The following is a 23,714-nucleotide window of genomic DNA, read 5'->3' on the forward strand; positions in this document are numbered from 1 at the left end:
TCAGCTCGTCCTTCCAAGCTGACGATTGACGCGCAGCAGAAGCAGCTTGGCGATCGTCAGAACGATGAAAGTGACGACGAACAGGAGGAAGCCGAGTGCGATCAGCGCAGAGCGATAAAGCTCCGTGTCGGCCTCGGTGAACTCATTAGCTATGGCGGCGGCGATCGAGTTGCTCGGCATCAGGAGCGATGCCGACAGCTCATGCGCATTGCCGAGCACGAAAGTCACCGCCATCGTCTCGCCCAGCGCACGCCCCAGCCCGAGGAACACGGCGCCGATGATCGCGGAGCGCGTGTAAGGCAATGTCACGCGACTGAGGATTTCCCATCGTGTCGAGCCCAGAGCGACAGCAGACTCACGCAGCGGTGCGGGCACCGCGCTGAACACTTCGCGTGCGACGGACGCGATGAAGGGAATAACCATGATGCCGAGGACGATGCCGGCGGTGAGCATGCCGATGCCGATGGGCGCCCCAGAGAATAAAGGCCCGATGATCGCCTTATTGCCGAGATGCTCGATCAGCCATGGCTGCACATTCGCGGCCATGAAGGGTGCGAAAATGAACAAGCCCCACATGCCATAGATGATGCTCGGAATGGCGGCGAGCAGCTCGATAGCGATGGCGATTGGACCACGGCTCCAGCGCGGCGCAATGTCCGTCAGGAACAAAGCGATCCCGATGCTGACAGGCACCGCGATGATCAGGGCAATCGCCGAGGTAACGAGCGTTCCGTAGATTGGAACGAACGCGCCGAACTTCTCGGCGCCGACGTCCCAATCCCTGCCGGTGATGAAGCTCCAGCCGAATTTCTCGAACGCGAGCCGGCCGCCCATTGCCATCGACAGCGCCACACCGCCGAGCAGCAGCAGCACGAACCATGCTGCCGCTGCCGTAACCAGCTGGAAGGCACGATCAGCACCAGCGCCGCTCTTTCTTACTGAAGGCGGGGGAGAATCTTCGCTGATGCTGACGGCCGTTGCGTTCACTTGAGGTTGGCGCCGATGTAGCTGTCGACCTGCTGCACGAGCGCAGCCGGAAGCGGAACGTAGTCGAGCTTCTGCGCCTGCCCCTGACCCTTCTGGAGAGCATAGCGGAAGAAGGCGACCGCAGCCTGCGTCTTAGTCTTGTCCTTGGCTTCCTTGGGCACGAGCATGAAGGTTGTGGCGGTCAGCGGCCAGGCATTCGCGCCCGGCGCGTTGGTCATCACCAGGTTGAAGTCCTTTGCATTCTTCCAGTCCGCTGATTCAGCAGCTGCCGAGAAGCTTTGCGCGTTCGGTTCGACGAAAGTCCCGGCCGCATTCTGCAACGACGCGGTGTTCATCTTGCTCTGCAGGGCATAGGCATATTCGACATAGCCCAGAGAGTTCGGGATCTGCTTCACGTAGCCGGCAACGCCTTCGTTACCCTTGCCGCCGACGCCGCCCGGCCAGTTAACCGTCTTGCCCTCGCCCGGCCCCGCCTTCCAGGTGGGGCTGACCTGCGCGAGATAATGAGTGAAATTGAAGGTCGTGCCCGAGCCGTCCGAACGGTGGACGAGCGCGATGTCCGACGCCGGGAGGGCGACGCCCGGATTGATTGCCGTGATCGCCGGGTCGTTCCACTTCTTGACCTTGCCCGCATAAATGTCCGCGAGCAGCGGGCCGGTTAGGCGGAGCTTCCCTGGCTGAATGCCCGGGATGTTCACGACGGGCACGATGCCGCCGATGACGATCGGGAACTGAGCGAGCTTGGAGCCGGCGAGCTCTTCGCTGGCGAGCGGTTGATCGGTTGCTCCGAAATCGACGGTGCCCGCCTTGACCTGCGAAATGCCGCCGCCCGAGCCGATCGACTGATAGTTGATGTCGCCCCCGCCCTGCTTCTTGTAGTCAGCAGCCCAGGCCGCGAGGACCGGATAGACGAAGGTCGAGCCGGCGCCGGTAATCTGCGCGCCGGACGCGGCAGTGCCGCTCTCATTTCCTGCATTGCTTCCGCAGGCTGCGACAAGCGCAAGTACAGGCAAGGCGAAGAGCATCTTGTTCATGGAGGTTGGTCCTTGTTAGGTCGGGCCTGCGCGAGCCTTAGCGACAGATCGGCGAACGCTGTGTGACGGTTCCGTTGCACTTTTATGACAGCGCCCACGGACGTTTGCGTCACCTCGCCGACAGTCCTAGTCACACCCGATGGCGAGCAATTTCGAGACCTTCGCCGCACTGCACGTGCCCGGCGATCCCGTGATTCTTTACAACATCTGGGACGTCGGCAGCGCTCTTGCCGTGGTTGCAGCCGGAGCCAAAGCGCTGGCCACCGGGAGCCATCCCGTGGCCGACGCGAACGGCTGGCCTGACGGGCAACAAGTCCCGATGGACTTCGTATTCGAGAACGCCAGGCGGATCATCGATGCAGTCGAAGTCCCGCTGACGGTGGATTTCGAGAGCGCATATGCGGTGGACCCGGAGGAAGCAGCGGCCAACGTCGCGCGCCTGGCCGAGACCGGTACCGTCGGATGCAATTTCGAGGACCAGGTGATCGGCGGCGAAGGATTGCATCCGCCCGATCTGCAGGTGAGGCGCATCGCGGCGATACGCCGAGCGGTTGGCGACCAGTTCTTCATCAATGCGCGGACAGACTTGTTCCTCAAAACGCAGACGTACGACGATGCGCTGGTTGATCAGGTCGTGGAACGTGGCAAGGCCTTCGCCGACGCAGGTGCCAGCGGGTTTTTCGTCCCGCGGTTGGCCGATCCGGCACAGATCGAGCGCGTGGTTCGCGAGGTACCCTTGCCGCTGAATGTGATCGCTTTCCCGGGAGCGCCCGACAAGTTAGTCTGGGCCAGCGCGGGCGTCGCGCGGATCAGCCACGGTCCCTTTCCGCATCGGGCACTGATGAAGCAGCTGGAAGAAGCGGCCCGCGCCGCGATCGGCTAGGCGCTCTTAAGTTTCCACCAGGGGCGCCGTGGACCTGACTTGAGAACGGTCTTGCGGAACAGCCGTGAGCCCCAGCGAATGATCAACGCGACCCACGCGATCTGCCAAATGATCGCTGCGATCTGAGGCCACCACGCAGGGTCTTCCGCAGCTCTGGCGAGCATGACCATTGGCGACGACAGCGGAAAAATCGCGGCGGCGATCGCCTCAGTGGAATCGGGCTGACCAATCGCGGTCGAAGCGAAGCCGAAGATGACGACCTGAGCGAAGGTCACCGGCATGGACAGGGTCTGCACCTCGCGCACAGTCGAGGCCTGCGCGCCTATCGTCAGGAAGATGGAGCCGAGCAGCAGGTAGTTCATAGCGAAATAGACCACTGCGAGAACCAGGAAGCCTGGCCAACCCACTGCGGGGGTAGGAAGAGTCCTCAGCCCGCCCGTGCTGATCAGCTGCACGACCACCGCACCGACGCTGATCCAGACGATGATGCCAGCAACCGAGGCCGCAAGCATCGCGAACAGCTTTCCGATGAACATCGCGTCGATCGGCACTGCGGCCGCGATCACCTCGATGATCTTGTTCGATTTTTCCTCGATCAGCTGCGACATCACCATGCCGGACAGCAGCAAAGTCAGGAAGAAGAGCAGCATCTGTCCGACCTGTGCAGTCATCGCGCGACCTTTGGAAAGCGAGCCTGACGAGACAGCGGTTTCAGTCACCGGCAGCTCCGGCGGCTCTGCGCGCTGATGGCGGGCCTCGTCGAGGATTAGTCTGAGCTGTCCGACGGTTTCGGCATCCTTGGTCACAGCGCCGGTAAGATGCGGTTCCGAAAGACCCCCGGTGAGAACGGCTTTGACTGGCGGATTTCCGGAGGAAAGTAGCCGAGCCTGCTGGGCTCCCAGGTTCGCCTCGGGAGCATAATGCTTGAAGCGAAGCGCCTCCACATTCGGGACCGTGTCCACGACGCGATCACGTGCGGCCGTGATACGCTCGTAGTCGGCAGTCGACGATACCACGGCGACGATCGGTTGCTCGGTCTGATTCGCGACCTTCGCGCCGATACCTCCGAAAACGCCGCCTAGAAGTAGCGGAAACAGCGGGCCGAGCAGGAAGAAGATGAAGGCCTTCGACAGCACGGTCGCAGCGAAGTCGCGGCGCCCGATCACGTACGCCGAACGGAAAAGCCGCATCATTTCGCATGCTCCTGCGTGCCCATCGCAGCAGCGGCCTGGTTGCCGGCTATGGCCACGAACGCGTCGTGCAAGCCGGGCCGCTCGATCGCCAGCGTTTCGATACCCGCCCCTCCGTCGATCAATGCCTTGAGCAAGGGCTCGGGGCCTCCTTCGGGAAGCTCGAACACGAATTCGTTACCCTCGCGTCGAGCGTTCGAGGGAATGGCGGCACGCCATGGTCCGTCCGATGCACGGGTGCCGAGCCGTACGATGGGACGGAGCCGGCCGCGCGCTTCAGCGACGCTTCCGTCGAAGGCGACCTTGCCGGCGGCAACGATGGCGATGCGCTCGCAGAGGCGCTCGGCATGGGCGATGACGTGGGTCGAAAAGAGAATGGTGACACCGGCGCGAGCCTGGGTGCGGATCATCTCTTCGAGGCGCCCCTGGTTGATGGCGTCGAGGCCGGAGAAGGGCTCGTCGAGAACGATCAGGCGTGGGCGGTGAACCAGCGCTCCGAGCAACTGCACCGTTTGTGCCATGCCCTTGGAGAGGCTGCGGATCGACTTCTTGCCCCAATCGCCCAGCCCGTGCTGCGCAAGAAGCTCGTCGGCGCGCTTCCGGCCTTCGCGCATGGGAAGGCCACGCAGAGCGCCCATGAACGCAATCGCCTCTCTCGCATGCATGGAAGGATAGAGGCCGCGCTCCTCTGGTAGGTAGCCGATCTCGCTGGCGGTCTCGAGCGGGCGTTCCGAACCCAGCACGCGGCGCGTTCCACTGGATGGATCGATGATTCCCATCAGCATCCGCAGCGTCGTGGTCTTGCCCGCGCCGTTGGGGCCGAGAAGTCCGTAGATGGAGCCGGTCGGCACCGCGAGGCTGACGCCATCGACGGCGCGCGTCTCACCGAAATCCTTGACGAGGTCTACGGCTTCAACTGCAAGGCCGCTCGTTGCCACACTGTCTGAAACTGGTCGAAGCACTGAAATTCCTACGGAAATCCGACGAGAGAGTGTAGGGCGCGGGCGTGCATAAAGTCCAAAGTCTTGAGGAAGCAATAAGGGCGCAAGCCGAACAGCTCGGTTTCGTGGCGTGCGGCTTCGCTCGGGCTGACGCCGCCGATGCAGCGGGGCTCGACATCAAGCGCTGGATCGAGACGGGACGGCACGGAACGATGGGCTGGATGGAGGAGCGCGCGCACCATCGCGTATCGCCGCTCGCACTATGGCCGGAAGCGAAGTCCGCAATCGCCCTGGGAATGAGCTATGCGCCGGCGTCCGATCCGCTGGCGTTGGGGGCACATCCCGATCTCGGCCGCGTCTCGGTCTATGCGCAGGGCGGCGACTATCACAAGACGGTCAAGAAGGCCTTGAAGGCACTCGCTCGCTTCATTGTCGATCAGGTGCCCTCAGAGTTGAAGGTGTTTGTCGATACGGCACCGGTGATGGAGAAGCCGCTCGCACAGGCGGCCGGCATCGGTTGGCAGGGCAAGCATACGAACTTGGTCAACCGCGAGCACGGCAGCTGGATGTTCCTCGGCGTGATCCTCACTAGTCTTGAGCTGCGGGCGGATGCGCCCTCCGAGCAAGGGATCCATTGCGGCAGTTGCAGTCGCTGTCTCGACGCCTGCCCGACGCAAGCCTTCAATGGGCCGCACCGGATCGATGCGCGTCGATGCATTTCATATCTTACCATCGAACATGAGGGCCCGATCCCCAACGAGTTCCGGACCGCGATGGGCAACCGCATCTATGGATGCGACGATTGCCTTGCGGTCTGCCCGTGGAATCGCTTCGCCGAAGCAGCATCGGCGAACCGCGCCTTCCTTCCGCGTGCAGAACTCGCGGCGCCGCGGTTGGCTGACCTGCTGGCGCTCGACGACACTTCCTTCAGGGAGATGTTTGCCGGGTCGCCAATCAAACGGATTGGTGTGAAGCGGATGATCCGCAACTGCTTGATTGCCGCCGGGAACAGCGGTGACCTGTCATTGCTGAAGTCCGTGCGGAAATATCTGGCCAGCGAGGACCCAGTGATTTCTGAAGCGGCCGCCTGGGCGGAAACTCAGCTCCGCGTCGCCAGCGAGGAAATGCAGGCCGCCTGATTGGCGTCTGCGCCCGATGGCTGGCGCGTTTCGATGTAGGTGACTTTCGCGGGGCCCGTGCCCTGCGGATAGAGATAGGCGTCGAGCACGCAGCTTCGTCCGCGGAACTGAATCTTCAGGCTGTTGCCCTCTCGGATTTGAAGGGCTGGAGCGCCGAGCTGAGCGATCAGCTGCGTGGACGTGAAGCCAATCAGGAGGCCTCCCTGCGGTTGCGGCGCCGGAGTTGGCGCGGGTTGCGAGGTCGGCTGCTCCGGGCGAGGAGCGCAGGCGGAGACGAGCAAGATGAGGGCGAGTACTGAACGGCGCATGCGCGGACGATGCCCCGAGTAACGGCGCGAGGCAATGTTGCGACGGGGGCGGTGCCCGGCTAGGCGGCGCACTTTCCCAACGCTTCCCCGGAGAATTCATGTCCGACACCCGCCTCGATGTGCTCTGCATCGGCAATGCCATCGTCGACGTCATCGCCAATTCGAGCGACGAATTCCTGACTGCCGAGGGACTGGTGAAAGGGTCGATGCGGCTGATTGATGCCGAAGAGGCCGAGCGCCTCTACTCCCACATGGGACCGGCGCATCAGGTTAGCGGCGGTTCGGCGGGGAACACGGCTGCTGGGATTGCGGCGCTTGGCGGAAGGTCGGGGTTTATCGGGCAGGTCGCGCCTGATCAGCTCGGCGAATTCTACCGCCACGACCTGACGGCAACCGGCGTCGAGTTCATCACGCCGGCAACCAACGTCGGAAGCCCCACCGCGCGTTCGATGATCCTGGTCACTCCGGACGGGCATCGGACGATGAACACATTTTTGGGCGCGGCACAGCACCTGCCCGCGAGCGCGCTGGATGAGACGCAGATTCGCGACAGCGCGATCCTGTATCTCGAAGGCTATCTGTGGGATCCGGAGACACCGCGCTACGCAATGGTGCGGGCGATCGAAGTTTCGCGTGAGGCGGGGCGGAAGATTGCCTTCACCCTTTCGGACACCTTCTGCGTTGACCGCCATCGCGAGGGTTTCAATCAATTGCTCGACGCAGGACGGATAGACATTCTGTTCGCCAACCAGGCGGAGGTGGAGGCGCTGGCGGGGGTCGCGCATCTGGAGAGCGCAGTCGCCGCGGTGAAGGAGAAGGTGGAGATCCTGGTCGTCACGCGTAGCGAAGATGGCGCGCTTGCCGTTCGCGGTGACGAGCGCGCCGATGTTCCCGCGGAGCCGATTGAGAAGCTGGTCGATACGACGGGTGCAGGGGACCTGTTCGCAGCAGGCTTCCTGCTTGGCGTGGCGCGGGACAGGAGCCTCGCAGATTCGCTGCGCTTGGGCGCGATCGCCGCAGCCGAGGTGATCCAGCATTATGGCGCGCGCCCTGAGGCGGACCTCAGGGCGCTCGCTGGTGAATTGGCCGCTTAAGCCTTAGTCGTCGCGGTCCTGCGGGGGGACCGGAGCGTGGGGCAGCGGCGCAATGCCGATGGACCCCGGCGCTTCCGGTGCCAGCTCGGGCACCTCGGTCACGCCGCGAGCGACGTGGCTGTGACGGTAGCCGTACAGGAAGTAGATCACGAGGCCGATCAGGGTCCATGAGATGAACAGCAGCTTGGACTCGATGTTCAGGTTGAAGAACAGGAGCGCGCATCCGGCAATCGACAGCGGCGCAACGATGAACACGGCCGGTGTCCGGAACGGGCGAACGCGGGTCGGGTCCTTTTTCCGCAGGATCATCACGCCCAGCGACACCGCCGCGAACGCAAACAAGGTGCCGGCGTTCGAGTAATCGGCGAGCGTGCCGACCGGGAGGAACGCCGCCGCAATGGCGACAAAGATGCCGGTGACGATCGTGACGACATAAGGCGTCTTGAACTTCGGGTGGACCGTCGACAGACGCTCAGGAAGCAGGCCGTCGCGCGCCATCACGAAGAAGACGCGGGTCTGGCCGTACATCATGAGAAGCACGACCGACGGAAGCGCGATCGCTGCCGCAAGGCCCACGAGGTTGCCGGCCAGCGGACTCGATACCTGACGAAGGATGTAAGCGAGCGCTTCCTTCGAACAGACGGTTGGCGCGTGGTTGGCCTGACACATCGCCGAGGCATAGAGCTCGGGTGAGCCTTCCTTGAACGCTAGGCCGGTTGCCGGGTCGATCAGCGGCTGAGCACCGTAAGCGCCAACCACACCGGCAGCGACCAGCAGGTAGAAAACCGTGCAGATCAGCAGGCTGCCGATCAGCCCGATCGGGACGTTGCGCTGCGGATTCTTGGTTTCCTCAGCGGCGGTCGAAACCGCGTCGAAGCCCACATAAGCGAAGAAGATCGATGCTGCGGCACCGAGGATACCGGTACCGGAGCCGCTGAACGGATTGCCCCAGCCGCGCGGTGCGAAGGGGTGGAAGTTCTCGGCGTGGCCGCTGACCATCGGCAACGTGATGATCAGGAACAGCGTCAGGGCGGTAATCTTGATGACCACCAGCACGGCATTGAACGTCGCACTTTCCTTCGTCCCGATGACCAGCAGCGTGGTCACGAAACCCACGACGAGGACCGCTGGAAGATTGATCAGTCCGCCAACTTCACCTCCCTGCAGGAAGCCCCATTGAATCTGAGGGCCAACCTTCAAGGCGTGCGGTAAGTGCACCCCGACGGAATCTAACAGGCCACTAATGAAGCCGGACCATCCGACCGCGACCGCGCTTGCCCCAAGCGCATATTCAAGGATGAGGGCCCAGCCGACCAGCCAGGCGACGATCTCACCCATCACGGCATAGGAGTAAGTATAGGCCGACCCCGCCACGGGAACCATCGAAGCCAGCTCTGAATAGCAAAGCGCCGCGACGGCGCAGACCGCACCGGCAACGATGAAGCTGATCATCATGCCCGGGCCGGCCTTCTGCGCGGCCGTGGCGGTCAGAACGAAAATTCCAGTGCCGATGACGGCGCCGATGCCGAGCAACGTCAGCTGGAAAGCGCCAAGCGAGCGCTTGAGCGACTTCTTTTCAGCCGTCTCAAGAATCGCGTCGAGCGATTTGATGCGTCCGCGGCCTCCGGCGCGCGGTGCTACAGTGGCCATTATACTCCCCTAATGAAGCCGATTTCGTGCCGCGACCCTAACGACTGGTGACCTGAGAGCAATCCCCCTTCGACCAGTGACGCCAGTGCTTTACGCGATGTTGCCGATCGTCATCAACGAGCGAGCATGGGCCCTAGGGCCTTCCCGCCGAAGATGTGGACATGGAGGTGCGGCACCTCCTGGCCGGAGTTCTGCCCGACGTTGGCGAGGAGGCGGTAACCTTCAGCGACCAAGCCTTCGTCGCGCGCGATCCGTCCGACCGTGCGAACGAATCCGGCGATCTCGGCGTCAGAGGCCTTCTCGGAAAAGTCGTCCCACGAGACATAAGGGCCCTTGGGGATCACCAGAATATGGGTCGGCGAAAGGGGGTTGATGTCGTGGAAGGCGAGCACGTGCGCGTCCTCATAAACTTTCTTTGATGGTATTTCGCCGCGCAGGATGCGCGCGAAAATGTTATTTTCGTCATAGGGTTGGGTCGCGTCGATAGGCATAGGTAATGACTCCGCTTGACCGAATGTCGCGCTCCGCTACCACCTGACGTTGTGAGCGACGAGACCCCAGAAAGCCTCATTCCGTACGACGAGATCGTGCAGGACGCCTTGCGTGCCGTTGTCGGCCGCGTGCTCGGCGAGGTGGAGGAGTCGGGCGGCCTTCCCGGCGGACACCACTTCTACATCACCTTCAAGACGCGGGCGCCGGGCGTTTCGATTCCCAAGCATTTGGCGGAGCGATTCCCCGACGAGATGACGATCGTCATCCAGCACCGCTTCTGGGACCTGAAGGTCGAATCGGACCTGTTTACGGTCGGACTTTCCTTTGGCGGCGTGCCCGCGACACTCCGCGTGCCCTTTGCGGCAGTCACCCAATTCCACGACCCAGCGGTCGAATTCGCCCTCACTTTTCATGCTGATGCCGACGATGCTCCAGCCGAAGAGCATGAGCAGGCCGAGAACGACCCGGAAACGACCACCGACACGGCGCCAAAGGAAGACGGTTCCAACGTCGTCAACGTGGACTTCACGCGCAAAAAGTAACAGGAGCGCGGCATGCGAGCGCTACGACGCGATCCAGCCAGCCTGGGTCGCCCGGTCGTTGCCGCTCCCCAAACGACATTCGACTGAAGAGAAATCATGCCCAGCACAGCAACCCGCACCGAAACCGACAGCTTCGGTCCAATCGAAGTTCCCGCCGACGCGTATTGGGGTGCCCAGACCGAGCGTTCGATTGGCAACTTCCCATTCGGCCCTCGCGAACAGATGCCGCTCGAGATCGTGCACGCGCTCGGCTTCATCAAGCAGGCGGCTGCCCGGGTAAATGCGCGTCTTGCGGGGCTGGACCCCAAGATCGCCGAGGTCATCCAGCAGGCGGCTGCGGAAGTCGCCCGCGGCGATCTCGACAGCCAGTTCCCGTTGGTAATCTGGCAGACCGGATCGGGCACCCAGTCAAACATGAATGCCAATGAGGTCATCGCGGGCCGAGCGAATGAGATTCTCACGGGCAAGCGCGGGGGCAAGGACCCGGTCCACCCCAACGACCATGTGAACAAGAGCCAATCGTCGAACGACAGCTTCCCGACGGCGATGCACATCTCGGCGGCACGGGCGGTGCAGTCGAAACTCCTGCCCGCACTAAAGCTTATGTATGCGCGGCTAGTGGACCAGTCGAAGCGCTGGGATTCGATCGTGAAGATCGGGCGCACGCACCTTCAGGATGCGACGCCGCTGACGCTCGGCCAGGAATTCTCGGGCTATGCGCAGCAGATCGAGGACTGCATCGACCGCGTCGAAGGCGTGATGCCGCGTCTATACCGTCTTGCGCAGGGCGGCACCGCTGTGGGCACTGGCCTCAACGCGCCCAAGGGCTTTGCGGAGGAATTCGCCAGTGAAGTCGCGAACCTGACGCGGCTGCCATTCACGTCCGCGCCCAACAAATTCGCGGAGCTAGCGGCGCACGACACCATGGTCGAGCTGTCGGGCGTGCTGAACACGATCGCCGTCGCGCTGACCAAGATCGCCAACGACATTCGTTTGCTGGGATCAGGCCCGCGCTGCGGCCTCGGTGAACTGAAGCTCCCCGAAAATGAGCCCGGCAGCTCGATCATGCCGGGTAAGGTCAATCCGACCCAGGCTGAAATGCTTACGATGGTTGCCGCTCAGGTCATGGGCAACAGTGTCGCCGTGACCGTCGGGGGCATGCAGGGTCACCTGGAGCTGAACGTGTTCAAGCCGCTGATCGGCGCGAACGTGATTCGGTCCATCAACCTGCTGTCGACCGGTATCGAAAGCTTCACCGAGCGCATGCTCGACGGCACCGAGCCGGAAGAGGCGCGGATTTCCGAATTGATGGGCCGTTCGCTGATGCTCGTCACCGCGCTCGCGCCCGAGATCGGCTACGACAATGCTGCGGCGATCGCCAAGCACGCCCACAAGAAGGGCCTGACGCTCAAGGAAGCGGGCCTGGAGCTCGGCCTTATCGAGGAAGCGCGCTTCGACGAGATCGTGAGGCCGGAGAAGATGATCGGGCGCTAAAGCCCGAGGGTCAGCCGAATACCGAGATTGTCGATACCGGGGTTCTCGCCGCTGAACAGCGTCGCGTGGCTCATGTGGACCCAGCTCGCCTCGACGCTGAGGCGGTCGTTGATCTGTGTGCCGAAGCCGAGCTCCGGTTCGAAGAGAACGCGGCTGCCGAAGGCGATCTTGTCGGTGCGGTAGAACTTGCCGTCCGATCCGTTGTGGACAGCCAGGCCGAGGCCCGGACGGATGAAGAGCTTCTTGCCAAGACCGAAGCGGATCGACAGGCCGGCCGCGGCGTAGCTTGTCTCGCCAGCCGTGTTCACTGCGCCGAAGACATAAGGCTGGAGCGGTGTGCCAAAGATTTTTCCGCCACGAAGACCGAGCATCAGGTCGGCGCCGTCCTCCAGCCCGCTCTCGTCGGTGGGAAGCTTGACGTCGTGGACATAGGCGCCGCCGAACAATTCGCCGGCGTGGACAGGCGTCGCCGCCAACAAAAGCAAACAGAAACAAGCGCTTTTCACTCGCGCGACTCCTCCAGCACTGACGCCACCGTGGCGGTCAGCCGCCAGCCTGCCAAGCCTGCACCGCCGCATTAGGCGCAAGAAGCGTCCAGATGTTGAGCGTCAGATTGTCGCGAATGACGAAAAGCGGGACGATCTCCAGGATCAGCACGAGAAGGATCGAAGCCCAGACCGGCAGCTTCCGCGCGAGCAGGAAGCCCAGGCACATCATCACTATGTCGGACAGGGAGTTGATAACGCTGTCGCCCGTATAGCCGAGCGCCGCGGTCGTCGCCCGATATCGGTCGATCACCATCGGCGTGTTCTCGACCACTTCCCACGTGGATTCGATCAGGAGCGCGATCAGGAATCGCCACTGGACCGGCCAACCCCGAGCGACCAGCCACAGCAACGCATAGAAAAGCAATCCGTGAACGACGTGGCTGAGACTGTACCAGTCCACGAGCATCTGACTCGTCTTCGGACTATCTCTCTGGGGGATCCAAAGGTCGATCTCGCCGCACGTGCAGATCGGGTTCCTGCCCATGGCGAGCAGGATCGCGGCTGCGACTAAGAGAATGAGGATGGCCGCGATTGCGGCTCTGCGGGCGGTCATCGGGCAGGAGCCTAGCAGAGCGAAGCAACTTGCAAAGATCAGCCGTTCGTCTGATGCACGCGCCCATGCTGCGCGTTTACGGCCCGAACTGTCACGGGCAGATCATCGAGGCGAAGGCCGAGAAAATCCCGGACGATGCAACGTGGATCGATCTGGAAGAGCCGACGCGCGAAGAGGAGCAGCTGGTCGAGCGCTGCATCCATGTGAACGTGCCGACGCAGGCGGAGATGGCGGAGATCGAACCTTCCAGCCGGCTCTACGATCGCGAAGGCGCTCTTTATATGACGGTCAGCGTGTTGGTCGGAGTCGTGGAGGATCATCCCGCGACCACGCCGATCAGCTTCGTCCTTGCTGATAACCGTCTGGTTACCGTGCGTTATGCAACGCCGAAGCCAATACGGTCCTTTGAAGAGCACGTCCGGCGCGAGCCCGAGTTGGCGCGCGATGCGGGAACTGTTCTCGTCCGAATGACGGATGCGATTATCGATCGCTTAGCCGATGAGCTGGAAAGTCTGATCGCAGAGCTCGAAAAAATATCCTCGCACATCTTCCAGAAGCAGATGGACGACCGGCGCATTCCGGCCCAGCGGCTGACGGCCTTGTTATCAAGGATCGGGCGAGCGCAAAACCTGCTGACCAAGATCCGTTATTCCGCGGTCAGCACGATCCGCATGCTGAGCTTCCTGTCCGGCTCGAACTGGTCGCATGATGCCTCCCACAAGGAAGTACGGCACCATCTGGCCAGCCTGAGTACCGACGTCACATCACTGAGCGAGCATGCCAGCTTCATGGCGGATAATCTGCAGTTCCTGCTTGACGCCTCGCTCGGCCTGATCAGCATCGAGCAGAACGCCGCGATGAAGCTGTTCTCGTGGGCGGCGCTCGTGTTCCTGCCGCCGACGCTGATCGCAGGCATCTTCGGCATGAACTTCCATCACATGCCGGAGCTCGACTGGTATTATGGCTATCCGATCTCGCTGGTCGTGATTGTCGCGAGTGCGGTCCTGCCGCTCTGGTACTTGAAGAAGCGCGGCTGGATTTAGGCCGACTCGGGAAGCGGAATGGCTGGAGTCTGTTCCTCGACCTTCGTCATGGCGGCCCGACGACGCGCAAGCGCGGCGTAGGCGAGCGCCAAGTCTCCGGCGACCTCAACGCTCTCGCCATACTCCTTGGAGGAAGCAGCGGCCCTCGCCTCGGCGGCACGGCGGCGGAAATAGTCGGCGTCGTGAGTCATAATGGTTAGTTAATGCTTGGCCGTAACGGTTACGAGATTGTCGCTGTTCATCTTGGCGCAAGCTTTGTTCCATTGGGCGCAAGTTTGCGGCGTGGAGGCTCGATTGCTAAGGGCCGCGCAACCCCACCTTGCAGGCATTCCTCCATGCCGCTGCACAGCGAAGGACAGCAATGATTCCGACCGGCCAGGACAGCCTACGCACCCGCTCGACTCTCGACGTGGGAGGTAAGAGCTACGCTTACTATTCTCTTCCCAAGGCAGCCGAGTCGCTCGGCGACGTGAGCCGCCTTCCCTTCTCGATGAAGGTGCTGCTCGAGAACCTGCTGCGATTCGAGGATGGGCTAACGGTCACGCGTGACGACCTTCAGGCGATGGTCGACTGGCAGAAGGAGCGGAAGATCTCGCGCGAGATCCAGTATCGCCCGGCACGCGTGCTGATGCAGGATTTCACCGGCGTTCCGGCCGTCGTTGACCTCGCCGCCATGCGCGACGCGATGACGCAGCTCGGCGGTAATCCCGAGAAGATCAATCCGCTCGTTCCGGTTCACCTGGTCATCGACCACAGCGTGATGGTCGACGAGTTCGGAAATCCGAGGGCGTTCGAGAAGAACGTCGAGCTGGAATATCAGCGTAACGGAGAGCGCTATCAATTCCTGAAGTGGGCGACGACCGCATTCGACAATTTCAAGGTTGTGCCGCCTGGCACCGGCATCTGCCACCAGGTCAATCTGGAGCACATCGCTCAGTGCGTCTGGACCGGCGAGGACCAGAGCGGCGAGACCGTCGCTTATCCGGATACGCTGGTCGGCACCGATAGCCATACGACGATGGTCAACGGTCTCGGCGTGCTCGGCTGGGGGGTCGGCGGTATCGAGGCCGAAGCAGCAATGCTCGGTCAGCCGGTCAGCATGCTCATTCCCGAAGTCGTGGGCTTCCGGCTCGACGGCCAGCTGAAGGAAGGCATCACCGCCACCGACTTGGTGCTCACTGTCACCCAGATGCTGCGTCAGAAGGGCGTGGTGGGTCGCTTCGTCGAATTCTACGGCCCTGGCCTCGACAATATCACGGTCGCCGACCGCGCGACCATCGCCAACATGGCCCCGGAATATGGCGCTACTTGCGGCTTCTTCCCGGTCGACGAGCGCACGCTAGACTATCTCCGCCTGACCAGTCGCGATGACGAGCGCATCGCTCTCGTGAAGGCTTATACGCAGGCACAGGGCATGTGGCGCGATGCGTCGACGCCGGAGCCGGTTTTCACCGACACGCTCGAACTCGACATGAGCACGATCGAGCCGTCGCTCGCCGGACCGAAGCGTCCGCAGGACCGCGTGCTGCTGTCCGACGTCGACGACCAGTTCAACGGCGAGCTCGAGAGCACCTACAAGAAGTCGAACGACCCGCGCGTGCCGGTGGAAGGCGAAGACTTCGACTTCGGCAACGGCGACGTCGCGATCGCCGCCATTACCAGCTGCACCAACACCTCCAACCCGTCGGTGCTGATCGGCGCCGGGCTTCTCGCCCGCAAGGCGCGCGAGAAGGGTCTCACGACCAAGCCCTGGGTGAAGACCAGCCTCGCTCCGGGAAGCCAGGTGGTGACCGACTATCTCAACGAAAGCGGCCTTTCCGAAGACCTCAATGCGCTCGGCTTTGACCTCGTCGGCTATGGCTGCACGACCTGCATCGGCAATTCAGGCCCGCTGCCGGAACCGATCAGCAAGGCGATCAACGAAAAGGACCTGGTCGCGGTCAGCGTTCTTTCCGGTAATCGCAACTTCGAAGGCCGCGTTTCGCCGGACTGCCGCGCCAACTATCTCGCGTCACCGCCGCTGGTTGTCGCGTACGCGCTCAAGGGCAGCGTCCGTTCGGACATGGTCAGGGAGCCGATCGGCACCGGCAGCAATGGCGAGCCGGTCTATCTCAAGGATATCTGGCCCTCGAACGAGGAGATCCGCGCTCTCATCGACGCGCACGTCCATTCGGACATGTTCCGCCGCCGCTATGCCGACGTCTATCGCGGCGACGAGCGCTGGCAGGCTATCGAGGTAAAGGGTGGCGCGACCTACGGCTGGCCGGCCGGATCGACCTACATCCAGAACCCACCCTACTTCACCGGCATGACGATGACTCCGGCGCCGTTGTCGGACATCGACAATGCCAGGGCGCTTGCGGTGTTCGGCGATTCGATCACGACCGACCACATCTCGCCGGCGGGATCGATCAAGCCGGACAGCCCGGCGGGTCGCTACCTGCTGGAGCATCAGGTCAGCCGCGCCGAGTTCAACAGCTATGGTGCGCGCCGCGGCAACCACGAAGTGATGATGCGCGGCACCTTCGCCAATATCCGCATTCGCAACCGCATGCTCGACAATGTCGAGGGCGGCTTCACCCGTTACGCGCCGACCTCAGAGACCATGCCGATCTACGACGCGGCCATGGCCTATAAGTGCGACGAGACACCGCTCGTGATCCTGGCAGGCAAGGAATATGGCACGGGCAGCTCGCGCGACTGGGCTGCCAAGGGCACGATCCTGCTCGGCGTCCGCGCCGTGATCGCAGAGAGCTTCGAACGTATCCACCGATCCAACCTAGTTGGCATGGGCGTCCTCCCGCTCCAGTTCCAGGAAGGCCAGAATGCGGAGAGCCTTGGCCTTACCGGCGACGAGATCTTCTCGATCTCCGGCGTTGCGGAGATCGAGCCGCGACAGGATGTCGAGGTGAAGGTCACTCGCGCGGACGGTTCGACGACAACCATCAGCGCCCGCTGCCGCATCGATACCTACAACGAGCTGGAATATTTCCGCTCGGGCGGGATCCTGCACTACGTGCTGAGACGGTTGGCAGCCGCGTGACAACGGAGGCGTCCGGACTGGTCGCCTCCTGCATCTGCGGGCGTTCGCGCATCACACTGCCGCGCGCCCCGGATTACGTGAACCACTGCAATTGCAGCCTGTGCACGAAGACCGGCTTCTGGGGGATTTATTATCCCTCGGAAGAACTTCGCATCCAAGGCGAGTTCGATACCCATGTGCGGGAGGACCTCGACGAGGCCTTCCTCCGCCTCTATCGGTGCAAGCATTGCGGCGCTCAGACGCATTGGACGCTGCTTACCGAACCGCCTTACGAGCGCATGGGCGTAAATGCGCGGTTGTTGGATCCCGCAGCGTTAGTGGACGTCGAGGTGCGGGACGTGGACGGCGCCAGTTGGTGACGCCAGTCGAGATCGCCGTTGAGGTAGCCGGCTGGGTCGGCGCCGCACTGATCCTGCTCGCCTATTTGCTTCTCTCTGCCGAGAAGCTCACGGGCCAGTCGCTTGTCTACCAGGGCATGAACGTGGTCGGCGCGGCGGGCTTCGTCGTTAACGGCTGGTGGCACGGTGCCATCCCCTCCGCAGCGCTCAACGTGCTATGGCTGTTGATCGGAGGGCTCGCATCATGGCGGATCTTGAAGAGAAGAGGATCGTCGACCTCAGCCATGTGATCGAGCACGGTATGACGACCTACAAGGGGTTCCCGGGCCCTGTGATCTGCGATTTCTGGGAGCGAGACAGCACGGCCGCGAATTTCGACGGCGGCGAGACCTTCCAGATCGGTCGTATCGACATGATTGCGAACACCGGTACCTACGTGGACGCGCCGTTTCACCGCTACGCAGACGGAGCCGACCTCGCGGATCTGCCTCTCCCATCGCTCGCGGATTTGCCGGGAATAGTGATCCGTCAGCCTTGGGACAGCGGGATCGAGATTGGGGTAACGGCTTTCGAGGGACGCGATGTCGCTGGCAAAGCGGTGCTCGTCCACACAGGTTGGGACCGGCACTGGCGGACCGACCGCTACCTTTCGGAGAACCCGTTCTTGACGGGTGAGGCCGCGGACTGGCTCGTTGAGAACGGCGCATCGCTCGTCGGGATCGACAGCCTCAACATCGACGACACGCGAGGCCGATCGCGCCCAGTGCATACAAAGCTGCTCGCGGCGGGGATTCCGATCTGCGAGCATATGACAAATCTCAGTAGCCTGCCGGACGAGGGCTTCCGCTTCTCCGCCGCGCCGCCGAAGGTTCGGGGAATGGGCAGCTTTCCGGTGCGCGCCTACGCCGTACTCGGGTGATGCTTCTCACCCTGGTCTTGGCAGCGGCGACCCCGGCGGCGGAGCGTAAGGCTGTGCTAGACGCGCTTCGCCCGACGATCGAAGCGAAGCTGGGTCCGAACATCGAGTTCGTTATTCAGGTCATCCGGGTTGAGGATGGCTGGGCTTTCCTGATGGCAGATCCACAGCGCCGCGGCGGCAAGCCGATCGACGGCAATCGATACTTCGACGATTTCGATAACATGGACGGGCTGCGCGTGGACGCCGTCCTGCAGAAGCGCAGAGGCCGGTGGCAACTGGTCGACCATGCCATCGGCGCCACCGACGTCTGGTACTGTGACGTGGGGCCGAAAAAGCTGAAGCGCGGCTACGGCTGCTGAGGCTTGAGAGGGCTTTCGAGCCAAGGCGGCATGAGGGCACCATCCAGATCGTCGATACGACGATGCTCCACCGCTAGGCCAAGCTCTGGATAGTGAACTTTCGTCCGCCGACCGGGCGTATCGGTCTCAACCACCACAAGGCGCCGATTGATGTTCTGCCGCCAGTTCATCCGCGCGGTATTCTCCTGGCCGACGAAGCAACCTTTGGTGAAGCTGACGCCGTTCAGTTCCGCCGCATTGCATTCCAGCCAGAGGATATCGCCAAGCTCCGCGCGGCCTTCGGTGACGCCGAGGCGGAGCCGGTGCTCTAGCCAGCCCGAGGCGGGTTCATTTGGGACGCCGAGCCATCGATGTCCAAGCTCAGGCAGTCGCGGATCGACCGTATCTCGAGCATCAAGAGACCAGTGAACGGTGATCGATTCATCCTTCTCGATGCGGATCGGCCGCCGCAGACGGTAGATCGATAGGCGCTTGATGAGGTCGTCGGCCGCCTCTGCCTCGCAGTCCAGCAGCAGGTCGTCCCCATCGCTCCAGACGATGAAGTCGAACAGGCATTTGCCCTGCGGAGTCAGCAATCCAGCCCATACCGGAAGCGCCGCAGTTACGTCGCTGGTGACCAGACCCTGCAAGAATCCGCGCACCTCCTCTCCGGATAGGCGAACAACAGCGCGATCGGTCAGGGTGGTAGCAGCCATGCCCCTTAGCTAAGGAGCCGACCGTGGCATCGCAAACGCTGACCATCCGCCGGCCGGACGACTGGCACGTGCATCTCCGCGACGGCGAGATGCTGCGGCTTGTTGCACCCTACACCGCACGGCAGTTCGCGCGGGCGATCATAATGCCCAACCTGGTGCCGCCGGTGACCACGCCTCAGGCGGCGGCCGCCTATCGCGAACGGGTCCGCGAAGCCGCCGGGGCGGGCTTCGAACCACTGATGACTTGCTACCTGACCGATCAGACCGATCCGGATCAGATCGAAGTGGGTTTCGAGGAAGGCGTGTGGATCGCAGCCAAACTGTACCCGGCGGGCGCGACCACCAATAGCGCGAGCGGCGTCACCGAGATCCGCAACATCTATCCCGTGCTCGAACGTATGCAGCGCATCGGCATGGTGCTTTGCGTGCACGGTGAGGTCACAGACGCCGCCGTTGACGTGTTCGATCGGGAAGCAGTGTTCATCGAGCGCGTGCTTTCTCGAGTCGTCGCGGACTTTCCCGAGCTGAAGATCGTATTTGAACACATCACGACCTCGGAGGCCGCACAGTTTGTGGAGAGTGCTGACGCGAACATCGGCGCGACGGTCACACCGCAGCATCTGATCATCAACCGCAATGCAATCTTCGCCGGGGGCTTGAGGCCCCACGCTTACTGCCTGCCCGTAGCAAAACGCGAGCAGCACCGGCTGGCCGTGCGGAAGGCCGCCACCTCAGGATCACCCAAGTTTTTCCTCGGCACCGACAGCGCGCCGCATGCGCGCGATGCCAAGGAATCCGGCTGCGGTTGCGCAGGCATCTTCAACGCGCCCTTCGCGCTGGAGAGCTATGCGACGGTATTCGACGAGGACGGCGTACTCGATAGGTTCGAGGCGTTCGCTTCGCTCAACGGCGCACGTTTCTACGGCTTGCCCGTCAACGGCGGCAGCATCACGCTCGAACGCACCGAAACCAAGGTGCCTGACGAGATTGGCGGGGTCGTTCCCTTCCACGCCGGCGAGACGCTCAGGTGGAGGCCTGTCGACTAACCGCCAGTTCCACTTGCGCCGATCACGGCACCGAAGTGATCCTCAAGCCGCTGGTAACATTCACAGGCACGGCGCTTGAGCCCAGCCCTATCTGCGACACGAACGACGCCACGCCCGGTCGCGATCAAATTCTCGGCCGCAAGCTCGCGAACCACGGCGTTGACCGTGGTGCGCTGCACCCCGAGCAGGCCGGCCAAGGCCTCCTGCGTCAGCTCGATGCGATCCCCTGCCCTGTCCTGTGCGTGGAGCAGCCAACGTGCGGCACGCTCGGGGATGGAGTGATACGCATTGCACGCGACCGACTGCATGACCTGAGCGAGCAGATAGTCGGAGAAGCGGCAGAAGATATTGGCAACGAACTTCGATCGTTGCTTGGCATCCTCGAGCGCTTCCATTGGCACCCGATAAGCACGGCCTGGCACGAGCACTGTCGCTTTTGCGAACGCAGGGGCCTGCCCGCAGCTGATGATTCCACCGACAGCGCCTCTGAGGCCGATGGACGCCACTTCGATCGTACGGTTTCCAGTGAGTTCGACCGAGAGAGAAATCATGGTCGGCCCAATGGGGAAGAGGCTTGCTTCCACCTGGTCACCCCGGCTGAGCACGGTCTCGCCGGCTCTTAAGTCCACTAGCTCGCCGAAGGGCTCGATGAGCGCTCGCGCCTCGCGTGGAAAGGTCGAAAGAAGGCGATTGCCGGAAAAGGCCTCGTCGGCCTGAGTCAGTTCGTCAGTCGTTACTTGTGCCACTTGCGGATTCCCTAAGAGAGCCCGCAGTCGATACTCATTACAAACGCGGGCCAATCGAAGGACAAATGCCCGGCCCGCGAAGTTGCTCCATCAGCCGTAGACGGGCCCGACGGTCTTTCGGCTGCCAGTCAGGAGGCAATCTGCGACAAGCCTGAAGGGGGCGAGGTCAACCAGGCTTTTCCGCTCGTCGATCAGGGAGACAAACTTGGCGTAAATGTCCGGATATTCGCCCGGGCCATCATCTTCGCTCGCGACCTCGTCGATCAGCAGCCGCGATCCGCCGTTTTCTAGGCGGAGGTTCATGCCGTCAGTCGTAGTTATCGTGATGGTCCATTCTTCACCCTCGGTCCGCCGCCAGTCGAGGCTGGCATTTAGAGGCCCCTCGGCCTCAGGGCTGGAGAAGGTCACGTCGGCCGCGATCGGCGTCTGAGAATTCTCGGGGAAGCTGAGTTCCGCGGACCCTACGAACAGACCGCCCGGAAAGATCTTGGTCGCAATCGAAAATGCGTTGATGCCGGGGTCGAAGACGCCGAAGCCGCCAGCTTCCCAGATCCACTGCTGGCCGGGGTGCCATTTGTGCACGTCTTCGTGCCAGAGAATCTCCATCGACCTGATTCGCTTGCCCGCAAGCGCCCGCGAGGCGGCGTCGACAGTCGAATGGTGCTGCGCGTGCCAGGTGGTGAACAGGCTCACGCCCTCGGCGTCGGCCAGACAGGCAAGGTCGTTGATCTGCGCAAGCCCCGCCGCCGGCGGTTTCTCTAGCAGGCAATGCAGACCGGCGAGCACACACTCACGAGCGATCTCGTATCGCGGTCCGGGTGGCGTGGTGATTGCTACCGCCTGGAGGCCCTCCACGCTGCGGATCAGCTCGCGCCAATCGGTGAAAACCGGATCAACGCCATGACCCGAGCGGCTCGAAGTCGCCACGAGCTCGAGCCGATCATTGCTCTTGATCGAAGGCACATGCTGATCTTCGGCGATCTTGCCGAAGCCGAGGATGGCGATCTTGATCGAATTCAACGCTTCACTCCCGCAACATAAGCCTTCGCCTTTTCAACCGTCTCAGCGGCCGTTTGGCCCGGCTTGTACAGACCTGAGCCTAGGCCGAATCCAGCTGCACCGGCGTCGAGCCACGGACCCATGTTGTCTGTCGTGATTCCTCCGACGGCCAAGACTGGGATGTCCTTGGGGATGACCGCAAGCTGACCCTTGAGTACAGCAGGCGTTGCACCCTCCGCGGGGAATAGTTTCAGCGTATGGGCACCGGCGCGAATGGCGGCGAAGGCCTCGGAGGGGGTGAAGTAACCGGGGGAAGAGACGAGACCGGCGGCGGCTGCCGCCGAAATCACTTCGACGTTTGTGTCCGGGGACACAATGATGCGCCCCCCGACGTCTTTCACCTGCGCAACCTGGTCGGCGCGGAGCACGGTCCCGGCGCCGACAAGCGCTCTGTCGCCGAGGCGTTTGGCTAGCAGCTCGATGCTCTTCAGCGGATCGGGCGAGTTGAGCGGAACCTCGATGATGCGGATCCCGCCCTCATAGATTGCATCGCCGATTGCCTCTGCCTCATCGGGCGTCACACCCCGAATGATCGCAATCAGCGGGCACTCCTCGAGATAGCGATTCAGCAGCTCCTTGGCGCTCACGTTCAAATCCTTTCTGCTATCTGCCGAATGCCCGCGAGGAAGCTTTGTTCACCATCGACTTCGATGCATTCGCGCCCGGACTCGTGAACCGCGGCAGCGTAGAGCCGCGTGAGCTCGGGCCGACCCATGGCGGTAATCTGGGCACCGGTCGGTGTGCTGAGGCCGATCCGAACGTCCGTGCCGATGAGTAGCCCGCTGGTGTAGGACGCGGCTTCCTCTTTCTTCGCTTTGCCCAGGAGGACGCGAGCTCGCACCGCGAACAGGTCGGAGGGCAAGTCCTCATTGTCCATCGCGTGGCGAACACCCTCCTTGAAGGCGTCGTTCGGCTCGACTTCAGTCTGCAGCAAGTCGGATAGGATGCTGTGATCCTTGAGCAGGCTGAAGATCTCTCCCGTCATCACCGTACGAAATTCGTGGATCCTGCCGTGACGCAGCAAGGCCCATTTGTTGTGGGTACCGGGGTGGCAGCATAGACCGTCAGGATCGGCCAAACCCGCCGCGACTCCGCCGAGCAATTGCACTTCCTCGCCACGCATTACGTCAGCTCGTCCATCACCGACGTATGAGACGCCCGGAACGATGGCCTCTCGCTCGCCGGCCCAGACCAGGCCTTTGACGATTTCATCGACTCCAGCTGGGCAACGGACGTAGGGAGCCTCGTGCCAGCCGCGGTTCGAACCGACCATCCCGGCCATTAGCAACGGCTTGTCGCCGAGGCGCTGACGAATCTCCGCGATTGCATCGGGGAAGCCCCCGGATGGGACCGAAAGGACGCCCTTGTGATCTTCGAATTCGTCCGTGTGCTTGCCGGACGCGTCGATCAAATAGGCGCGGCGATTGGTTGTGCCCCAGTCGACCGCGATGAAACCATCTGCCCAGCGCATGCTTTTTGTGCCCATAGCGGAAAAACTCCTGAACGCGATTGCGCTCCCGAGGTTTTCTTTTTTACCGGCAGGGCTATCGGTGCGCGCGCCCGATTCCGAGACTCAGCCCGGACGGTGTGAGTATCAATTCGAGGGAGATG

Annotated in this window: 27 protein-coding genes; 12 read left to right on the forward strand and 15 right to left on the reverse strand. The window is 62.6% G+C overall.

Annotated elements, in window-relative coordinates; genetic code table 11:
• Together pstC and pstS are read right to left on the reverse strand one after the other, a co-directional pair.
• Complete coding sequence (gene pstC, locus AC4GYV_RS12800) at nt 1-987, reverse strand: phosphate ABC transporter permease subunit PstC (RefSeq protein WP_491101082.1); 987 nt, start codon at nt 985-987, stop codon at nt 1-3.
• Entirely contained in the window at nt 984-2,021 is a 1,038-nt protein-coding gene (gene pstS, locus AC4GYV_RS12805; protein ID WP_491101083.1) for a phosphate ABC transporter substrate-binding protein PstS, read from the reverse strand. The genes pstC and pstS overlap by 4 nt, the downstream gene beginning before the upstream one ends.
• 139 nt (nt 2,022-2,160) lie before the next feature.
• Here pstS and AC4GYV_RS12810 point away from each other — a divergent pair, with 139 nt between their 5' ends.
• Nucleotides 2,161-2,904, forward strand: coding sequence for an isocitrate lyase/PEP mutase family protein (locus AC4GYV_RS12810; protein ID WP_491101084.1), 744 nt, complete (start codon nt 2,161-2,163; stop codon nt 2,902-2,904).
• Here the strand turns inward: AC4GYV_RS12810 and AC4GYV_RS12815 are convergent.
• The gene (locus tag AC4GYV_RS12815; protein ID WP_491101085.1) at nt 2,901-4,097 is read right to left on the reverse strand and encodes an ABC transporter permease; all 1,197 of its coding nucleotides are present in this window, start codon (nt 4,095-4,097) and stop codon (nt 2,901-2,903) included. The genes AC4GYV_RS12810 and AC4GYV_RS12815 overlap by 4 nt on opposite strands.
• On the reverse strand, nt 4,094-5,056 hold the full coding sequence (locus AC4GYV_RS12820; protein ID WP_491101086.1) for an ABC transporter ATP-binding protein: 963 nt from the start codon (nt 5,054-5,056) through the stop codon (nt 4,094-4,096). Before AC4GYV_RS12820 ends, AC4GYV_RS12815 begins: the two co-directional genes overlap by 4 nt.
• Before the next feature lie 44 nt (nt 5,057-5,100).
• Here AC4GYV_RS12820 and queG point away from each other — a divergent pair, with 44 nt between their 5' ends.
• Nucleotides 5,101-6,174 (forward strand): tRNA epoxyqueuosine(34) reductase QueG, encoded by a 1,074-nt coding sequence (queG, locus tag AC4GYV_RS12825; RefSeq protein WP_491101087.1) that lies wholly within the window; start codon nt 5,101-5,103, stop codon nt 6,172-6,174.
• Here queG and AC4GYV_RS12830 read toward each other — a convergent pair.
• Nucleotides 6,135-6,482, reverse strand: a complete 348-nt coding sequence (locus AC4GYV_RS12830) for a hypothetical protein (protein WP_491101088.1) — start codon at nt 6,480-6,482, stop codon at nt 6,135-6,137. The two genes, queG and AC4GYV_RS12830, sit on opposite strands and share 40 nt — an antisense overlap.
• Before the next feature lie 98 nt (nt 6,483-6,580).
• Here AC4GYV_RS12830 and AC4GYV_RS12835 point away from each other — a divergent pair, with 98 nt between their 5' ends.
• Nucleotides 6,581-7,576, forward strand: a complete 996-nt coding sequence (locus AC4GYV_RS12835) for an adenosine kinase (protein ID WP_491101089.1) — start codon at nt 6,581-6,583, stop codon at nt 7,574-7,576.
• Nucleotides 7,577-7,579: 3 nt separating this feature from the next.
• Here AC4GYV_RS12835 and AC4GYV_RS12840 read toward each other — a convergent pair whose 3' ends face one another.
• Nucleotides 7,580-9,226, reverse strand: coding sequence for an amino acid permease (locus AC4GYV_RS12840; RefSeq protein WP_491101090.1), 1,647 nt, complete (start codon nt 9,224-9,226; stop codon nt 7,580-7,582).
• 113 nt (nt 9,227-9,339) lie between these two features.
• On the reverse strand, nt 9,340-9,717 hold the full coding sequence (locus AC4GYV_RS12845) for a histidine triad nucleotide-binding protein (protein ID WP_491101091.1): 378 nt from the start codon (nt 9,715-9,717) through the stop codon (nt 9,340-9,342).
• Nucleotides 9,718-9,768: 51 nt separating this feature from the next.
• Here AC4GYV_RS12845 and AC4GYV_RS12850 point away from each other — a divergent pair, with 51 nt between their 5' ends.
• Both AC4GYV_RS12850 and fumC read left to right on the forward strand, forming a co-directional pair.
• Nucleotides 9,769-10,260, forward strand: coding sequence for an SspB family protein (locus tag AC4GYV_RS12850; protein WP_491101092.1), 492 nt, complete (start codon nt 9,769-9,771; stop codon nt 10,258-10,260).
• A 96-nt stretch (nt 10,261-10,356) separates the two neighbouring features.
• Complete coding sequence (gene fumC / locus AC4GYV_RS12855; RefSeq protein ID WP_491101093.1) at nt 10,357-11,754, forward strand: class II fumarate hydratase; 1,398 nt, start codon at nt 10,357-10,359, stop codon at nt 11,752-11,754.
• Here the strand turns inward: fumC and AC4GYV_RS12860 are convergent.
• Complete coding sequence (locus AC4GYV_RS12860) at nt 11,751-12,230, reverse strand: acyloxyacyl hydrolase (protein WP_491101094.1); 480 nt, start codon at nt 12,228-12,230, stop codon at nt 11,751-11,753. The genes fumC and AC4GYV_RS12860 overlap by 4 nt on opposite strands.
• A 67-nt stretch (nt 12,231-12,297) precedes the next feature.
• A complete protein-coding gene (locus tag AC4GYV_RS12865) occupies nt 12,298-12,855 on the reverse strand; it encodes a DUF2585 family protein (RefSeq protein WP_491101095.1) in 558 nt (185 codons plus the stop codon).
• Nucleotides 12,856-12,920: 65 nt separating this feature from the next.
• On the opposite strand from AC4GYV_RS12865, the gene AC4GYV_RS12870 reads away from it, so the two are divergent.
• Entirely contained in the window at nt 12,921-13,898 is a 978-nt protein-coding gene (locus AC4GYV_RS12870; protein ID WP_491101096.1) for a magnesium transporter CorA family protein, read from the forward strand.
• On the opposite strand, the gene AC4GYV_RS12875 is transcribed toward AC4GYV_RS12870, so the two are convergent.
• The gene (locus AC4GYV_RS12875; protein ID WP_491101097.1) at nt 13,895-14,089 is read right to left on the reverse strand and encodes a hypothetical protein; all 195 of its coding nucleotides are present in this window, start codon (nt 14,087-14,089) and stop codon (nt 13,895-13,897) included. The genes AC4GYV_RS12870 and AC4GYV_RS12875 overlap by 4 nt on opposite strands.
• 170 nt (nt 14,090-14,259) lie before the next feature.
• On the opposite strand from AC4GYV_RS12875, the gene acnA reads away from it, so the two are divergent.
• Genes acnA through AC4GYV_RS12900 form a run of 5 tightly spaced genes read left to right on the forward strand, consistent with a single transcriptional unit; the run spans nt 14,260 to nt 18,557 of the window.
• Nucleotides 14,260-16,941: an aconitate hydratase AcnA gene (acnA, locus tag AC4GYV_RS12880; RefSeq protein ID WP_491101098.1), complete on the forward strand. Its 2,682-nt coding sequence runs from the start codon at nt 14,260-14,262 to the stop codon at nt 16,939-16,941.
• Entirely contained in the window at nt 16,938-17,300 is a 363-nt protein-coding gene (locus AC4GYV_RS12885; protein ID WP_491101099.1) for a GFA family protein, read from the forward strand. Before acnA ends, AC4GYV_RS12885 begins: the two co-directional genes overlap by 4 nt.
• Nucleotides 17,297-17,569: a CBU_0592 family membrane protein gene (locus tag AC4GYV_RS12890; protein ID WP_491101100.1), complete on the forward strand. Its 273-nt coding sequence runs from the start codon at nt 17,297-17,299 to the stop codon at nt 17,567-17,569. The genes AC4GYV_RS12885 and AC4GYV_RS12890 overlap by 4 nt, the downstream gene beginning before the upstream one ends.
• Nucleotides 17,524-18,198 (forward strand): cyclase family protein, encoded by a 675-nt coding sequence (locus AC4GYV_RS12895; protein ID WP_491101101.1) that lies wholly within the window; start codon nt 17,524-17,526, stop codon nt 18,196-18,198. Before AC4GYV_RS12890 ends, AC4GYV_RS12895 begins: the two co-directional genes overlap by 46 nt.
• Nucleotides 18,195-18,557, forward strand: a complete 363-nt coding sequence (locus AC4GYV_RS12900; RefSeq protein WP_491101102.1) for a hypothetical protein — start codon at nt 18,195-18,197, stop codon at nt 18,555-18,557. Before AC4GYV_RS12895 ends, AC4GYV_RS12900 begins: the two co-directional genes overlap by 4 nt.
• On the opposite strand, the gene ygfZ is transcribed toward AC4GYV_RS12900, so the two are convergent.
• Nucleotides 18,545-19,252 carry a CAF17-like 4Fe-4S cluster assembly/insertion protein YgfZ gene (ygfZ, locus tag AC4GYV_RS12905; RefSeq protein ID WP_491101103.1) on the reverse strand — a complete coding sequence of 236 codons (708 nt, stop codon included), beginning with the start codon at nt 19,250-19,252 and terminating at the stop codon, nt 18,545-18,547. The two genes, AC4GYV_RS12900 and ygfZ, sit on opposite strands and share 13 nt — an antisense overlap.
• Before the next feature lie 23 nt (nt 19,253-19,275).
• On the opposite strand from ygfZ, the gene pyrC reads away from it, so the two are divergent.
• Entirely contained in the window at nt 19,276-20,298 is a 1,023-nt protein-coding gene (gene pyrC / locus AC4GYV_RS12910; protein WP_491101104.1) for a dihydroorotase, read from the forward strand.
• Here the strand turns inward: pyrC and AC4GYV_RS12915 are convergent.
• From AC4GYV_RS12915 to AC4GYV_RS12930, 4 genes are all read right to left on the reverse strand, one after another.
• Complete coding sequence (locus tag AC4GYV_RS12915) at nt 20,295-21,044, reverse strand: Crp/Fnr family transcriptional regulator (RefSeq protein ID WP_491101105.1); 750 nt, start codon at nt 21,042-21,044, stop codon at nt 20,295-20,297. The two genes, pyrC and AC4GYV_RS12915, sit on opposite strands and share 4 nt — an antisense overlap.
• 90 nt (nt 21,045-21,134) lie before the next feature.
• Nucleotides 21,135-22,064, reverse strand: a complete 930-nt coding sequence (locus tag AC4GYV_RS12920; RefSeq protein WP_491101106.1) for a Gfo/Idh/MocA family protein — start codon at nt 22,062-22,064, stop codon at nt 21,135-21,137.
• Nucleotides 22,061-22,690 carry a 2-dehydro-3-deoxy-6-phosphogalactonate aldolase gene (locus tag AC4GYV_RS12925; RefSeq protein ID WP_491101107.1) on the reverse strand — a complete coding sequence of 210 codons (630 nt, stop codon included), beginning with the start codon at nt 22,688-22,690 and terminating at the stop codon, nt 22,061-22,063. Before AC4GYV_RS12925 ends, AC4GYV_RS12920 begins: the two co-directional genes overlap by 4 nt.
• A gap of 2 nt (nt 22,691-22,692) precedes the next feature.
• The gene (locus AC4GYV_RS12930) at nt 22,693-23,574 is read right to left on the reverse strand and encodes a 2-dehydro-3-deoxygalactonokinase (protein WP_491101108.1); all 882 of its coding nucleotides are present in this window, start codon (nt 23,572-23,574) and stop codon (nt 22,693-22,695) included.
• Between the last annotated feature and the right edge of the window lie 140 nt (nt 23,575-23,714).

This window comes from Sphingomonas sp. SP4 (genome assembly GCF_058313375.1).

Bases quoted from the DNA above. Each gene is read 5' to 3' on its own strand.
- AC4GYV_RS12870 (WP_491101096.1), top strand. From the start codon at position 12,921: ATGCTGCGCGTTTACGGCCCGAACTGTCACGGGCAGATCATCGAGGCG.
- fumC (WP_491101093.1), top strand. From the start codon at position 10,357: ATGCCCAGCACAGCAACCCGCACCGAAACCGACAGCTTCGGTCCAATC.
- pstS (WP_491101083.1), bottom strand. From the start codon at position 2,021: ATGAACAAGATGCTCTTCGCCTTGCCTGTACTTGCGCTTGTCGCAGCC.
- AC4GYV_RS12810 (WP_491101084.1), top strand. From the start codon at position 2,161: ATGGCGAGCAATTTCGAGACCTTCGCCGCACTGCACGTGCCCGGCGAT.
- AC4GYV_RS12895 (WP_491101101.1), top strand. From the start codon at position 17,524: ATGGCGGATCTTGAAGAGAAGAGGATCGTCGACCTCAGCCATGTGATC.
- ygfZ (WP_491101103.1), bottom strand. From the start codon at position 19,252: ATGGCTGCTACCACCCTGACCGATCGCGCTGTTGTTCGCCTATCCGGA.
- acnA (WP_491101098.1), top strand. From the start codon at position 14,260: ATGATTCCGACCGGCCAGGACAGCCTACGCACCCGCTCGACTCTCGAC.
- AC4GYV_RS12815 (WP_491101085.1), bottom strand. From the start codon at position 4,097: ATGATGCGGCTTTTCCGTTCGGCGTACGTGATCGGGCGCCGCGACTTC.
- AC4GYV_RS12840 (WP_491101090.1), bottom strand. From the start codon at position 9,226: ATGGCCACTGTAGCACCGCGCGCCGGAGGCCGCGGACGCATCAAATCG.
- AC4GYV_RS12830 (WP_491101088.1), bottom strand. From the start codon at position 6,482: ATGCGCCGTTCAGTACTCGCCCTCATCTTGCTCGTCTCCGCCTGCGCT.
- AC4GYV_RS12865 (WP_491101095.1), bottom strand. From the start codon at position 12,855: ATGACCGCCCGCAGAGCCGCAATCGCGGCCATCCTCATTCTCTTAGTC.
- AC4GYV_RS12845 (WP_491101091.1), bottom strand. From the start codon at position 9,717: ATGCCTATCGACGCGACCCAACCCTATGACGAAAATAACATTTTCGCG.
- AC4GYV_RS12875 (WP_491101097.1), bottom strand. From the start codon at position 14,089: ATGACTCACGACGCCGACTATTTCCGCCGCCGTGCCGCCGAGGCGAGG.
- AC4GYV_RS12930 (WP_491101108.1), bottom strand. From the start codon at position 23,574: ATGCGCTGGGCAGATGGTTTCATCGCGGTCGACTGGGGCACAACCAAT.
- AC4GYV_RS12835 (WP_491101089.1), top strand. From the start codon at position 6,581: ATGTCCGACACCCGCCTCGATGTGCTCTGCATCGGCAATGCCATCGTC.